General features: G+C 49.7%; 13 protein-coding genes and 1 tRNA gene. 6 read left to right on the top strand and 8 right to left on the bottom strand.

Annotated elements, in window-relative coordinates; all coding sequences use genetic code 11:
• Positions 1-8: 8 nt before the first annotated feature.
• The 3 genes from NSMM_RS06250 (at position 9) to NSMM_RS06240 (ending at position 1,769) form a co-directional block, all read left to right on the top strand.
• Positions 9-1,238 (top strand): aspartate kinase, encoded by a 1,230-nt coding sequence (locus tag NSMM_RS06250; protein WP_090285688.1) that lies wholly within the window; start codon positions 9-11, stop codon positions 1,236-1,238.
• A gap of 67 nt (positions 1,239-1,305) precedes the next feature.
• Positions 1,306-1,397, top strand: a tRNA-Ser gene (locus NSMM_RS06245).
• A 144-nt stretch (positions 1,398-1,541) separates the two neighbouring features.
• Entirely contained in the window at positions 1,542-1,769 is a 228-nt protein-coding gene (locus NSMM_RS06240; RefSeq protein WP_090285685.1) for a sulfurtransferase TusA family protein, read from the top strand.
• A gap of 189 nt (positions 1,770-1,958) precedes the next feature.
• On the opposite strand, the gene NSMM_RS06235 is transcribed toward NSMM_RS06240, so the two are convergent.
• Positions 1,959-3,116 (bottom strand): patatin-like phospholipase family protein, encoded by a 1,158-nt coding sequence (locus tag NSMM_RS06235; RefSeq protein ID WP_090285683.1) that lies wholly within the window; start codon positions 3,114-3,116, stop codon positions 1,959-1,961.
• Entirely contained in the window at positions 3,113-3,364 is a 252-nt protein-coding gene (locus NSMM_RS06230; RefSeq protein WP_090285681.1) for a hypothetical protein, read from the bottom strand. The genes NSMM_RS06235 and NSMM_RS06230 overlap by 4 nt, the downstream gene beginning before the upstream one ends.
• Positions 3,365-3,773: 409 nt before the next feature.
• Here NSMM_RS06230 and pip point away from each other — a divergent pair, with 409 nt between their 5' ends.
• Positions 3,774-4,733 (top strand): prolyl aminopeptidase, encoded by a 960-nt coding sequence (pip, locus tag NSMM_RS06225; protein WP_090285679.1) that lies wholly within the window; start codon positions 3,774-3,776, stop codon positions 4,731-4,733.
• Here the strand turns inward: pip and bioD are convergent.
• The 5 genes from bioD to bioB form a co-directional block, all read right to left on the bottom strand.
• A complete protein-coding gene (gene bioD / locus NSMM_RS06220; protein WP_176753872.1) occupies positions 4,720-5,391 on the bottom strand; it encodes a dethiobiotin synthase in 672 nt (223 codons plus the stop codon). The genes pip and bioD overlap by 14 nt on opposite strands.
• A 3-nt stretch (positions 5,392-5,394) precedes the next feature.
• On the bottom strand, positions 5,395-6,294 hold the full coding sequence (bioC, locus tag NSMM_RS06215; RefSeq protein ID WP_090285677.1) for a malonyl-ACP O-methyltransferase BioC: 900 nt from the start codon (positions 6,292-6,294) through the stop codon (positions 5,395-5,397).
• The gene (bioH, locus tag NSMM_RS06210) at positions 6,284-7,069 is read right to left on the bottom strand and encodes a pimeloyl-ACP methyl ester esterase BioH (protein WP_090285675.1); all 786 of its coding nucleotides are present in this window, start codon (positions 7,067-7,069) and stop codon (positions 6,284-6,286) included. The genes bioC and bioH overlap by 11 nt, the downstream gene beginning before the upstream one ends.
• On the bottom strand, positions 7,066-8,232 hold the full coding sequence (gene bioF / locus NSMM_RS06205) for an 8-amino-7-oxononanoate synthase (protein ID WP_090285673.1): 1,167 nt from the start codon (positions 8,230-8,232) through the stop codon (positions 7,066-7,068). The genes bioH and bioF overlap by 4 nt, the downstream gene beginning before the upstream one ends.
• 159 nt (positions 8,233-8,391) lie before the next feature.
• Entirely contained in the window at positions 8,392-9,339 is a 948-nt protein-coding gene (gene bioB / locus NSMM_RS06200) for a biotin synthase BioB (protein ID WP_245654712.1), read from the bottom strand.
• A 297-nt stretch (positions 9,340-9,636) separates the two neighbouring features.
• On the opposite strand from bioB, the gene NSMM_RS06195 reads away from it, so the two are divergent.
• The gene (locus NSMM_RS06195) at positions 9,637-10,197 is read left to right on the top strand and encodes a ComF family protein (protein ID WP_245654703.1); all 561 of its coding nucleotides are present in this window, start codon (positions 9,637-9,639) and stop codon (positions 10,195-10,197) included.
• A gap of 16 nt (positions 10,198-10,213) precedes the next feature.
• A complete protein-coding gene (locus tag NSMM_RS06190) occupies positions 10,214-10,690 on the top strand; it encodes a tRNA (cytidine(34)-2'-O)-methyltransferase (protein ID WP_090285667.1) in 477 nt (158 codons plus the stop codon).
• Positions 10,691-10,696: 6 nt separating this feature from the next.
• Here the strand turns inward: NSMM_RS06190 and NSMM_RS06185 are convergent, their stop codons facing one another.
• On the bottom strand, positions 10,697-12,703 hold the full coding sequence (locus NSMM_RS06185; protein ID WP_245654702.1) for a type IV pilus secretin PilQ: 2,007 nt from the start codon (positions 12,701-12,703) through the stop codon (positions 10,697-10,699).
• Between the last annotated feature and the right edge of the window lie 96 nt (positions 12,704-12,799).

The following is a 12,799-nucleotide window of genomic DNA, read 5'->3' as shown; positions in this document are numbered from 1 at the left end:
GAATATCTGTGGTGTTTCTTGTTCAAAAATACGGCGGTACTTCGGTAGGCAGCACGGAGCGCATCAAGCAAGTTGCGCGGCGTGTTGCTAATTTTCAGGCACAAGGTCATGCGCTAGTTGTGGTGGTGTCTGCCATGAGCGGCGAAACAAACCGCCTAATTTCACTAGCCAGAGAAATTCAGGCTGAACCTGATGCACGCGAACTCGACACTATTCTATCGACGGGCGAACAGGTCTCGATTGCCTTGCTGGCCATGGCATTACACACGCTTGGTGTGAAAGCTAAAAGCTATACAGGTTCACAGGCCGGTATTACGACTGACAGCGCGCATAACAAGGCGCGTATTCTGAAGATCGATGAAAAATATATTCGTGCGGATCTTGCCGCAGGCTATGTTGTCATCGTAGCAGGATTTCAGGGCAGGGATGATGCGGGCAACATCACTACACTTGGGCGGGGCGGTTCCGATACTACGGCCGTGGCGCTTGCGGCAGCACTCAAGGCAGATGAATGCCAGATATATACAGATGTTGATGGTATTTATACTACGGACCCGCGCGTAGTGGCGAACGCGCGACGGCTAAAAACAATCACTTTTGAAGAAATGCTTGAAATGGCGAGTCTGGGGTCAAAGGTGCTGCAAATCCGTTCGGTGGAATTTGCCGGAAAATACCAAGTCAAGCTAAGAGTTCTTTCTAGCTTTGAGGAGCATGGCGAAGGAACATTGATTACCTTTGAGGAAAACAAGCAAATGGAGCAACCCATTATTTCTGGTATTGCATTTAATCGGGACGAATCAAAAATCACGATTGTGGGTGTGCCGGATCATCCTGGCATTGCCTATCAAATACTGGGTCCGGTTGCCGATGCCAACATCGATGTAGATATGATTATTCAAAATGTTGGACACGACGGCACTACCGATTTTTCGTTCACGGTTAACCGCAATGAGTACTCAAAAACCATGAGTATTCTCAAAGAACAGATTCTGCCGCATATTGGGGCGCGTGATGTTATTGGCGGTAACCAGATTGCAAAAGTTTCCGTGATAGGCGTGGGTATGCGATCATATGCTGGCGTTGCGAGTAACATGTTTCGTGTGCTGGCAGAAGAGGGGATCAATATCCAGATGATTGCCACATCTGAAATCAAGATTTCAGTGGTGGTGGATGAAAAATATATGGAATTGGCGGTACGTATATTGCACAAGGCTTTTGACTTGGATCAGGAGAAGTAATCTGTTTGCGCAAACTATGCTAATATAGCGGCCCGCATACCAGCGTGACGCTAAAAGTATTTCTATCGGAGAGATGGCCGAGTGGTCGAAGGCGCTCCCCTGCTAAGGGAGTATAGGCTCAAAAGCTTATCGAGGGTTCGAATCCCTCTCTCTCCGCCAAATCAAAAACCGGTTATAACAGTGCCGGTTTTTTTTTGGGTTGAAGAATTGCTGCGGTAAGCTTTTTTCTTTATACATTCACCTCGCACATTATTTTTTGTGGGCCAGATAAAATGCGCTTCTTGATCAGTTGAATATCAGCATATGAATTTTGATGAAGAGTTGGATGTTCGCGGGCTGGTTTGTCCGTTACCCATTTTGCGTACCAAAAAGCAACTGGTAAATATGAAATCCGGGAAAATACTGAAAATCATGGCGACCGATCCCGGTGCAGTGATAGATTTTCAGGTGTTTGCCGAACAAACCGGCCATCAGTTGCTAAATTCTGCCGAAACAGATGGCGAGTTTCTGTTTCTCCTACAGAAACGCTGAGAAGGAGATTTCATCTTTCATGCATTGACTCAGTGGTTTGTAGAGTGGAGTAGACTAAGCAATCACCAGCTAAACCCGATGGACTGAAAATCCGGATACGCATCGACTGCGTGGATCTTGTTGGGGGCGTTCTCATGTCTGTTGACATTTTGTGAGAGTGAGGGGGTCTGCTGTGGATATGTTTCCCTATTATTCGTTAAATAAGAATGTCAGTATTTCGTCGCGTTGGTGAAGTGTATCGTGATAACCCATATCTATCAGCGCCCGGCAGTAGGGTGCTTCAAACAGGAGATAACTCAGCATGGCCGCACCATTTGGCCCCATTGCGCCAACGGCACGATAAAGATAGCGTATGGTGCGCGGCAGACTATTGGCATGCAGTTGTGCAAGCTCGGCAATTTTCTGGCTGGGGCGAATGGTCATGGAGCGCACCATGCGCAGTGAGGACACGTTTTCCTTGTGGGCAGCAGGAATCAGATTGATGGTCTGGTTGATGCGCTGCAGACGTTCCAGATCCACGTCAAGGCTATCTACAAATATGCTGTTCAGGACGTGACCAGCTATCTGTGCCAGTGGCGGATAACTGGTTACTTTTTGGCGATCGCATGGCTGGTTTTCTTGTTCGTTTACCCCGATAACCAACACACGTTCCGCACCCAAGTGTAACGCTGGGCTTAACGGTGCAAGTTGCCGCATCGAACCATCTCCAAAATATTCGCGATTGACGCGAATAGCCGGAAAAACGAAAGGGATTGATGCGGACGCTACCAGATGTTGCAGCCCGATTCGTACCGGCACACCAATTCGTTGCGCGCGTTTCCATGGCAGAACTTCCGGACAACCTTGATAAAACGTGACTGATTGCCCAGAAGCATATCCCCAGGCGGTGATACCTAACGCATGCAGTGCACCGGCATGAATACTTCTACGAATACCCCGAAATGGGAGGCGGCATCCCAGCAGTCGTTTGAGTGGCAGGTTATCCAGCAGTGATACCGGTTTTCCTGCCATGTGTTTGAACGTTAAGGAACCGATACTGCGCAGAGTATTCTGAAGCACGCCCAACAGATCGGAACGATAGACCTGATCAGTATGCAGATTTCCCCACACGGATTCGAGTTGTTTTATTCCTTCTGAAAAGTGGGTGGCGGCCATGGCCACACCCGCTGCATTGATCGCGCCTGCAGAAGTACCGCAGATGACGGGAAAAGGGCTATAGGCATGTGCTGGCAGCATCTCTGCGATGGCGCGTAACGCCCCTACCTGGTAAGCCGCGCGCGCTCCACCACCCGTTAAAACCAAACCAAGCCGTGGTTTTTGCAAATTCTTATGAGTCAGTTCGCTCACAAATGAATAATTTTTCCTTGGCTTTTCAGAGCGTCGCGTAACGTTTCTTCAGGAAGCGCATTCAGGCAGGATGATAATTGACTGGCGGTCTCACGGATATGACCAGGGAGATTACCAAAATTCAGACTGGATACAAAAGAAGCCGTTGCGCCTACTGTTTTCAGAAGATACTGACGTTCCCTCATCAATATTTCAATTTCTGTGCGCAACATTGACATTTCCTGTTCTCCCATTGCTATATGCGGCATGATTTCTCCTTTATATTTGAAGGGTGCTTCTAAGAACCCATATTTCGTCACAATACTGTGTTGCTTATAAAAAGTTTCATTACATATTAATTATATGCTGCGTCAACATTTTTTATTCGCTCCTGGTCTTGTTTAGAACTCCGAGTTTTTAGAAGTGCCCTGAAGTTAATGCGGATCATCTCAAAGATCTCTATTTTTGAGACGCCCGTTATATGTATTGGAACTATAGCAATATTCACCAGGCGGCATACAATAAAACTCACTATTATTTGTGCCGCATTTCATTAGACCGCCTGAATATAATCCGGTAAGAAGCACCAGATCCGACAGCGTATAATTGCCACGCTGTTTGTCTTCAAAATATTTCCTGCTACCTCTGTTACGTTACAACCGAATCCAATTCAAGACAATGACAAAAAAAGAGCTTTTCCCGTCTATCGAACCCTTTGCAGATGGCATGTTGCCACTCGATTACCTTCACACCATGTACTGGGAGCAATCAGGCCGGCCTGATGGGTTGCCGGTTTTATTTCTCCACGGCGGACCGGGCGCGGGATCGTCACCAGCGCACCGTCGCTTTTTTGATCCGACGTATTACCGTATCATCATTTATGATCAACGTGGTGCAGGACGGTCTATGCCGCTTGGAGAAATTCGTGAGAATACGACACCACTTTTGATCGAAGATATTGAAACCTTGCGTGAGCATCTTGGTATAGATAAATGGCTGGTATTCGGTGGATCGTGGGGCAGCACACTTGCGTTGGCGTATGGCGAAGCACATCCGGAGAGGTGCTTAGGATTTATTCTGCGAGGTATTTTTCTTTGTCGGCAAAGCGAAATAAACTGGTTCCTGTATGGGTTGCGTAATTTCTTTCCGGAAGCCTGGCACGAGTTTGTGGATTCACTGTCTCCCATTGAACGCGCAGATATTCTTGCTATTTACTACCGGCGACTGCTAAATCCGGACCCCGCCATCCATATGCCTGCTGCCCGATCTTGGGGGCGCTATGAGGGCAGCTGTTCAACCTTGTTGCCTAGCGCGGAAACGGTAGAATATTTTACCAGTGATACTGTTGCTTTAGGGCTTGCCAGAATGGAAGCACATTACTTCAAGAATAATATCTTCCTGCCAAAAGATAGCCTGCTGGAGAATGTTTACAAGCTGCATGACCTGCCGGCGGTAATCGTACAAGGCCGTTACGATGCCGTTTGTCCGATTCTCAGCGCGTATGATTTGTATGAAGCCTGGCCGCAGGCAGAATTCAAAATCATTGCCGATGCGGGACATTCTGCCTGGGAACCTGGTATTCTGGCTGCATTGATAGAGGCGACGGAGGCATTCAAAATAAAATTCATGGAAGCTTGAGTAAGTCGGCAAATGATTCGGCATTGGTGAATGGCTGATATGGCAGAATACCAAGCAACGGACCGGGCAGCCGTGTGCGCAGGGTTTCGATATTTTCTGCCAGGTATGGCATATCCGGGTCAAGCTGGTTTGCTACCCAGCCTGCCAGTACCAAACCTCTGGCCTGGATGGCATGTGCGCTCAGCAATGCATGGTTGAGACAACCGAGCCGCATGCCTACCACCAGAATAACCGGCAGCCCCAGCAGCGTTGCAAGGTCGCCGGTATCATGCTCATTATTCAGCGGTACCAGAAAACCACCAGCACCTTCTACAATGACAATCTGCGCCTGTGCCCGCAATGCATTAAATGCCTGATGAATGACGGCCAGGTCAATATGGATACCGTCCTTGCTGGCTGATATGTGCGGTGCCACGGGTGCTGTCAGTGCATAGGGATTAATCAGTGCATGGGGAAGAGCAAGGTTACTGGCCTGTTGTAGGTTGAGGACATCTCGCCAAATCCCATTTTCGCTACCTGCGGCGACCGGTTTCATGCCAACAGCGGCATTACCTCGTCTGACAAACTCATGCAGTAATGCGCAGCTCACCGTAGTTTTGCCTATACCCGTATCGGTGCCGGTAACAAAATATCCGGTTATCTGACTCGCTGTCTCCACCGTTTATGTCAGACCCAGTTTCCGCCGGGTAGCGGCCTTCAGCGCGGGCTGGCGAGAATCCGGTTTCCACGCGTGCCCATAGATAATTTCATAGGTGGCGGGCAGTTTTCCTTGCTGGCGCAGGGTTTCGTAATGAGCGGCCACTCGTTGCCAGATGCCTTTCCCCATCAATCCACGCGGTCTGCCGTGTGTGACGTTATGTGCGCCGATCGCCTTGAGATCATGCATGATACTTTTGACATCTTCGTAGGTGAGGGTAACGTATTCCATATCCATGACCGGCAGAGAAAAACCGCAATGTACCAACAGATCCCCTATGTCATGCATATCGACAAATCGGTTGACATGATTGTATCGATCAGCAGCTTTGAAAGCCTGGCGCAGTTCCTTGAGCGTATCGGGGCCGAAGGTGCTGAACATCAGCAGTCCACCCGTATTGAGTATGCGATACGCTTGCGAGAAGGTCTCTTTGAGGTCGTTGCACCATTGAATCGCCAGGTTCGACCAGATCATGTCCACGCAGGCATCACGAAATGGTATTTTCTCAATATCCCCGCAAACAGAGAAATTTCGTGAATGCTTGCTAAACGGTAACCAACGCAGCCATTCAGATAAAAGACCCGATTCAGATTGATGCGCGCGCGCCTGAATATGCATCGGCAAAGCGATATCAAGCGGAATTAGATTTGCCTTCGGATAGTAAGCCTGTAATTGGCGGGTGCCAAAACCGGTACCGCTACCCGCATCGAGTATGAGGGCAGGGTCTCGTTTAATGTAGGCTAAGCGTGATAGCATGCGCTCACATACTTCCCGCTGCAGTACGGCAGAACCATCATAGCTGGTCGCGGCTCGCTCGAACGAGCGGCGCAGCAAGCGTTTATCGAGTGCGTGATCATAAATCATTGAAACATTCCACGAAAAATTCCGGATAGGAAAGAAAGGGAGCATGGCCACAATGCGCTACTGGTTTGAATTGAGTGCGAGGCAGTTGCTGCTGCATCCAGCGTGCTGCATTCACGGGGGTAATCACATCATTTTCACCATGAATCAGCATGACAGGTTGGGTAATGTGCGGCAATGCTGCTCTTAAATCACTGGTCAACAGAATGTGCAGTCCGGCCTGTAGTGCTTGAGGTGCTGGCTGTCCGCGCTGCAACAGGCGTTCATGCAGCTGTGCCAGAACGGGAGCCTGATCAATTCCTCCACGGACTTGCAAGGCGAGAAAGCGTTGCAGTGTCCGCAGATACTGGCGGTCGAGGTTCTCCTTGAAAAGCTGCAAGGTGGCGGCAGCCATTCCCCAGGACCAATCCGTTTTCCTGGTAAAACAGGGGGTAGTTGCAACCAGTACCAACTGACTGACACACGCTGGCCAGTCCCTTGCCAGCGTGAGGGCTATTTGCCCGCCCAGTGACCAACCGCAGACGATTGAGTTGGCAGGCACATGAAGAGCGATACTGGCGGTCAGGCTTTCCAGCGAATGCAGTGGCAATGCCTGACTAAAACCGTGGCCAGGCAGATCGATACGATGGAGACGAAAACGCTGCGCCAATTGTGGTGCAACGCTATCCCAGATTCCGCCATGCATACCCCAACCATGCAACATGACCAGATTCGGGCCGCCACCCTCACTCTGAATGAACAGTTTTTGTTCATCGGTCGACTGAAATTGCGTATTCATAGCGTATTTTTCAGATCACGCAGCGTAAGCGTTAGCTGGTCGATTTCTGCTAAAGTGTGTGCGGCAGATAAAGTGATCCGCAGTCGCGCCGTTCCTTTGGGAACTGTCGGTGGACGAATCGCCGGTACCCAGATGCCACGTTCGCGCAATGCCGCGCTCAACTGCAATGCTTGTTCATTATCGCGAACCAGTAATGGCTGAATCGCCGTTGTTGAGGGCAGCAATTGCCATGGCAGTGATACCAACCCTTGTCGTAATCGTTCAATTAACCGAACAAGCTGTTCTCGACGCCACGATTGCTGTGCAATAATTTGCAAACTGGTCAGCAAGGTATGGGCCAGCAAAGGTGGCGAAGCCGTGGTATAGCCGTACGTGCGGCCCTGCTGAATCAAGGTTTCAATCACTTCTGTCTGTGCGGCGACAAAAGCACCGGCAACGCCCGCGGCCTTGCCGAGTGTCGCCATGTAGATTAAGTGCGGCACATGATTCTCCGGAAAATGTGTCTGAAAAAGACTCCCGCGACCTTGCTCCCCCAGTACTCCAAACCCATGCGCATCATCGACCAGTAGCCAGGCACCGAAACGCTGACACAATACGAGCAGATCACCGATTGGTGCGCAATCACCATCCATACTGAATACTGCATCGGTCATCACCAGTTTGCATTTTGCCGGTGTTTGCGTCAGCTGGCTTTCGAGATGATCCAGATCAAGGTGGTGATAACGCCTTAAGCTTGCCTGCGAGAGTAATGCGGCATCGTTAAGCGAAGCATGGTTGAAACGATCGGCAAAAATGGCATCGTGCCGTCCCAGCAAGGCCGTAGCAACCGCCATGTTTGCCATATACCCAGTGGAAAAGAGTAGTGTGCGCGGAAATCTGGTGAAATCCGCCAGTGCTTTTTCGAGTTCGTGATGCGCCTGACTGTGTCCATTGATCAGATGTGATGCGCCAGCACCTATGCCATAGCGTTCCAGTCCCAGAGATGCTGCTGCCAGCAACTCCGGATCATTTGCCAGTGCCAGGTAATCGTTGCTGCAGAATGCAAGAAAGGTTTCCCCATCGATTGTCATTCGCGTAGATTGAGGGCCGTCCGATATCGTACGGGTACGATACAATCCAGCCGCACGGCGCTGCAGCAGCGCTTTACTCAGATCGGTCAGCATAATAATTTGGCTGTGGGGCGCTTCTAAAAATTCATATTTCGCAACAATACACCGTTACTCAAAAAACATTTACTTACATATCAATTATATGCTGCGTCAACATTTTTTATTCGCGCTGGTCTTGCTTAGAACTCTGAATTTTTAGAAGTGCCCCTGTGGTTACAATGCGTGCAGCCCCAATTTGTCAAATAATATCTGATCTTTTTCGGTATCAGGATTATCGGTCGTCAGCAGTTTTTCACCATAAAAAATCGAGTTGGCCCCGGCGAGAAAGCAGAGCGCCTGCACAGCTTCCGACATTTGCTGCCGACCAGCGGAGAGCCGAACCATTGCTTTTGGCATGGTGATGCGTGCTACTGCGACGGTACGCACAAATTCCAGTGGATCAAGTTCTGCCGTACCATGCAAAGGGGTGCCTTCCACCTGAACTAGGTTATTGATAGGTACGGATTCTGGGTAAGGATCGAGGTTGGCCAGCTGTGCGATCAATCCTGCACGAGCGATGCGTGATTCGCCCATGCCGACGATTCCGCCGCAACAAACATGAATATCTGCCTGGCGAACCGCTGCCAGGGTATTGAGACGATCTTGATAATCGCGTGTGGTGATAATTTCTGCGTAAAATTCAGGCGAAGTATCGAGATTGTGGTTGTAGTAATCGAGTCCGGCCTGTTTGAGCTGTTCCGCCTGACCTGGTTTGAGGATACCAAGCGTGGCGCACGTTTCCATATTCAAGGCTTTGACAGCCGTGATCATTGCGGTTACCTGTTCGATATCGCGTTGTTTAGGCCCCCGCCAGGCTGCCCCCATGCAAAACCGCGTGGCACCATTCGCCTTGGCTGCTGTTGCCGCCGCAACGACCTCTTCGCACGATAACATGGCCTGGTTTTCCACGCTGGTATGGTAACGTGCCGCTTGTGGGCAGTAGGCACAATCTTCCGAACACCCGCCGGTTTTGACCGATATCAGCGTCGATCGCTGCACCGCGTTGGCATCGTGATACGTGCGATGCACGGTCTGTGCTTGAAAGAGCAAGTCTGCAAATGGAAGATCCAACAGCTTTTGAATAGCTTCAACCTGCCATTTTATAGCAGGGGAAGATGGCATGGTGCGAGGATGACGCTGACCGGATTGTTCGGATAGTTTCTCAACAGTTGAGTTTGCGCCGGTTTCTATAATCATATTATTCAAATTGACGGTTATAATTTGTCGAGCTGAAGATCATCACGGATAGTGCTCAGGTTGTCAAATAATTTCCATAAAATAATAAACAAATGCCTGGAGTTTAAGCACAGCTTTCGATTCAGGCAATGCACGCTATGTCTTGCCCCCAGTAATAACGGGCTATGCGAGGCTTGTGACGTGAATTTGCCGAGGTTGCCTGCTCAACATTGTCCCTCGTGCTTGCTGCCGATTACTCCGGCGCATATTTGTGGCAGCTGTTTACACAATCCGCCCGTTTGGACAAACGCCATTGCCGCACTTCGCTATACTTTCCCGGTTGATGCCATGATTCAGGCACTAAAATATCGCCCCGATCTGACTCTGACGCCCATTCTTGCTGATTGCCTGCTTTCTGTTATTCCTTCTTCGGCCACTTTGCCGGATTATGTCATCCCGGTTCCAATCCATGCGGTTAGATTGCGTCAAAGAGGATTCAACCAAGCGCTTGAGATTGGCCGTTATCTGTGTAAACAGACCAGCATCACGCTGCTGCTGGATGCGTGTTCACGCAGTCGTGACACCGTATCGCAAACTGAATTACCGTGGAGGAAAAGACAGAAGAATGTGCGAGGTGCTTTTGCCTGTCAGCAGGACCTGACCGGTAAGCATGTCGCAATTGTAGATGATGTCATGACCAGCGGCGCGACCTTGAATGAGTTATCAAAGGTGTTGCGGCGCCAGGGAGCGGTTGCTATCAGCATCTGGGTAGTTGCCAGAGCCATTCCACGTAGACTGAGCTGAAATTTCTGGTAACTCTATGATCGAAGTTATCCTGCATCAACCCGAAATCCCACCCAATACTGGGAATATTATTCGTTTGTGCGCCAATAGCGGCACACGTCTGCACTTGATTAAGCCGTTGGGCTTCGCGCTTGATGATAAGCAATTAAAACGCGCTGGCTTAGATTACCATGAACAGACCTGTCTGGCGGTTCATGACAATCTTGCTGCTTGCCTGAATAAAATGGGCAGCCGGCGGATTTTTGCAGTTACCACCAAAGCCAGTCTGCCCTATAGCAAAGTTGTCTATGGGAGGGATGATGTATTTTTGTTTGGCTCGGAGAGTCGCGGTTTGCCGGTTGAAGTTCTGCAAGGTTTTGTCGCAACCCGGAAAATCCGTATTCCGATGTTACCCGCAAGCCGTAGCCTGAATCTTTCCAATGCGGTTGCCATCATCGTTTATGAAGCCTGGAGACAGACTGGCTTCAGTAACGACGATGGCGGTGGTGTGTAATAGTTGTTAATAATTCAATGCAGAGCGGATATTATCACCTAGTGTTTCATTCAGAATCCGCGGAGTGACAAAAATCAGCAGTTCACGCTTGTCATTACGTCTCGCCGTATTGCGGAACAGATGGCCGAATATTGGCACATCTGCCAGGAAAGGTACCCGGTTACGCTCATTTTTTTCTGTTTGTTCGAAAATACCGCCGATCACGACGGTGCCACCGTTTTCTACCAATACTTCAGTGATGATCTGTTTGGTATCGATCGCTGGACCTGCCGGAGTATTTTCACCACGAGTATCCTGATTGATTTTTAGTTTCATGATAATGTTGTCATCAGGTGTGATTTGCGGAGTAACTTTCAGTCCCAGTACTGCTTTCTTGAACTGAATCTGCGGGCGCGTCGCGCTGATGATTTGGAAAGGTATTTCGGTACCTTGCTCGATACTGGCCTCAACCCGATTGGCCGTCACCAGACGCGGGCTGGCAATGATACGTCCTTTGCTGTCGGATTCGAGTGCTGATAGTTCCAGATTGATCAGAGTGCCATTGTTGATTTTGATCAGACTCAGGCCAAGTGCTGCCGGGCCACCCGCCACTCCCGCCAGCGCGGCGGCGGGAAGATTGACATTGAGATTCTGCCCATCGAGGGTAGGGGAAGCGCCGGCTGCCAGTTCGCTGGAACTACCCAGGTTCCCGGATATGCCAAGTTTGCGATCATTGATACGGGTAGCATTTTGTACGCCAAAGCGGGCGCCAAGATTGCGGCTGAAGGTATCCGTTGCTTCGACGATACGCGTTTCAATCATGACCTGGCGTACCTGGGTATCGAGATTGGAGATATGTTTAGCCACTTCCGTCAGTCTGGCCGGAATATCAGTAATAGTCAGCGTGTTGCTGATGTCATCCACCTCAATCGTTCCCCTCTGGCTCATGATGCCTTTGAGCGCAATCGAACTGGCGGTGCGGTAATTGAGTTTAAGTGTTTCGGTTTGCAGAACTTCCAGTTCTGAAATTTGCTGCTGCTGCTCTAGTTGCAATTTTTCTCTGGCAGCCATCTCTTCCCTGGGAGCAACGAAAATGACATTTCCAGCTCTGCGCTTATCGAGATCATGATTTTGCAGCACGATATCCAATGCCTGATCCCAAGGTACATTTTTCAGCCGTATGGTCAGATTTCCTTTGACGGAATCACTGGCAATGATATTCAAATCCGTAAAATCGGCGATTACCTGTAAAACAGCACGAATCTCGACATCCTGAAAATTCAGTGACAGCTTTTCACCAGTGTAACCGCCGCTGGCGAGTTTTTTATGTACTGGCATGGCTTCGCCACTGACAACTGCGCGGATATCCAGCACAAAGCTTGTACCTGACTGAAAGGCAGAGTGTTCCCAGTTGCCTTGCGGTTCAACGAGCATGCTGACACGATCTTTATCCGCCCGTGTTTCTATGATGCGCACTGGTGTTCCAAAATCGGCGACATCAAGCCGCTGATTCAGATTGGACGGCAGGTAGGCTTTTATGAATTCAACATGAAGCTTGTTACCTTGCCGATGTACATCGATTACCGCGCCCGGTTGGGATAAATCGACCTTGATCTGTCCTTCTCCCTGTGTGCCACGGCGAAAATCGAGATCGACCAGGCTTAGCTGTGTTTGCTGCTGACTGGAATTCTGGCGAGCTGCCGGCGGTTGGCTGGGGCCATTCCTGGTTGAGCGCATAGAACTTGTAAGCGTGATCAACAGTTGATTGCCGTCTATCTGCACTTCATGACTGGCAACTTCATGCAAATTCATCACCAGGCGGGTACGACTGTCAGTTTTGGCAAGCTGAATATCGCGCAGCACGCCTTGACCCGCCATACTGCCAGGCTTGTCGATTGTGCTGTTTACTCCAGGTAAATCAAAGTAGAGTCGGGCAGGGTTATCCAGCATGACGCCTGTCGGTGCGAATGTTAGTGGTTGATCAAAGGCTATCTTTGCGATAATCGCACCATTGGCGCCGGCTACTATATCCATGCCACGAATGGTGTTCTGGGATGGGGTTTTAACAGCTGCATTGACCGGAAAGACCATTATCCCAATTAAGAATGGCCATAAATACATGCTAAATTG

Origin of the sequence: Nitrosomonas mobilis, assembly GCF_900103035.1 — a bacterium.
GTDB classification, from domain to species: domain Bacteria; phylum Pseudomonadota; class Gammaproteobacteria; order Burkholderiales; family Nitrosomonadaceae; genus Nitrosomonas; species Nitrosomonas mobilis.
Note: the sequence above shows the minus strand (reverse complement) of the source record. Positions and strands in the feature narration are given on the sequence as shown.

What these genes read in the sequence shown, in the direction of transcription:
- NSMM_RS06240 (WP_090285685.1), top strand. Translation starts at nt 1,542, where the DNA reads ATGAATTTTGATGAAGAGTTGGATGTTCGCGGGCTGGTTTGTCCGTTA.
- NSMM_RS06230 (WP_090285681.1), bottom strand. Translation starts at nt 3,364, where the DNA reads ATGCCGCATATAGCAATGGGAGAACAGGAAATGTCAATGTTGCGCACA.
- pip (WP_090285679.1), top strand. Translation starts at nt 3,774, where the DNA reads ATGACAAAAAAAGAGCTTTTCCCGTCTATCGAACCCTTTGCAGATGGC.
- bioC (WP_090285677.1), bottom strand. Translation starts at nt 6,294, where the DNA reads ATGATTTATGATCACGCACTCGATAAACGCTTGCTGCGCCGCTCGTTC.
- bioH (WP_090285675.1), bottom strand. Translation starts at nt 7,069, where the DNA reads ATGAATACGCAATTTCAGTCGACCGATGAACAAAAACTGTTCATTCAG.
- bioF (WP_090285673.1), bottom strand. Translation starts at nt 8,232, where the DNA reads ATGCTGACCGATCTGAGTAAAGCGCTGCTGCAGCGCCGTGCGGCTGGA.
- bioB (WP_245654712.1), bottom strand. Translation starts at nt 9,339, where the DNA reads ATGCCATCTTCCCCTGCTATAAAATGGCAGGTTGAAGCTATTCAAAAG.
- NSMM_RS06190 (WP_090285667.1), top strand. Translation starts at nt 10,214, where the DNA reads ATGATCGAAGTTATCCTGCATCAACCCGAAATCCCACCCAATACTGGG.
- NSMM_RS06185 (WP_245654702.1), bottom strand. Translation starts at nt 12,703, where the DNA reads ATGGATATAGTAGCCGGCGCCAATGGTGCGATTATCGCAAAGATAGCC.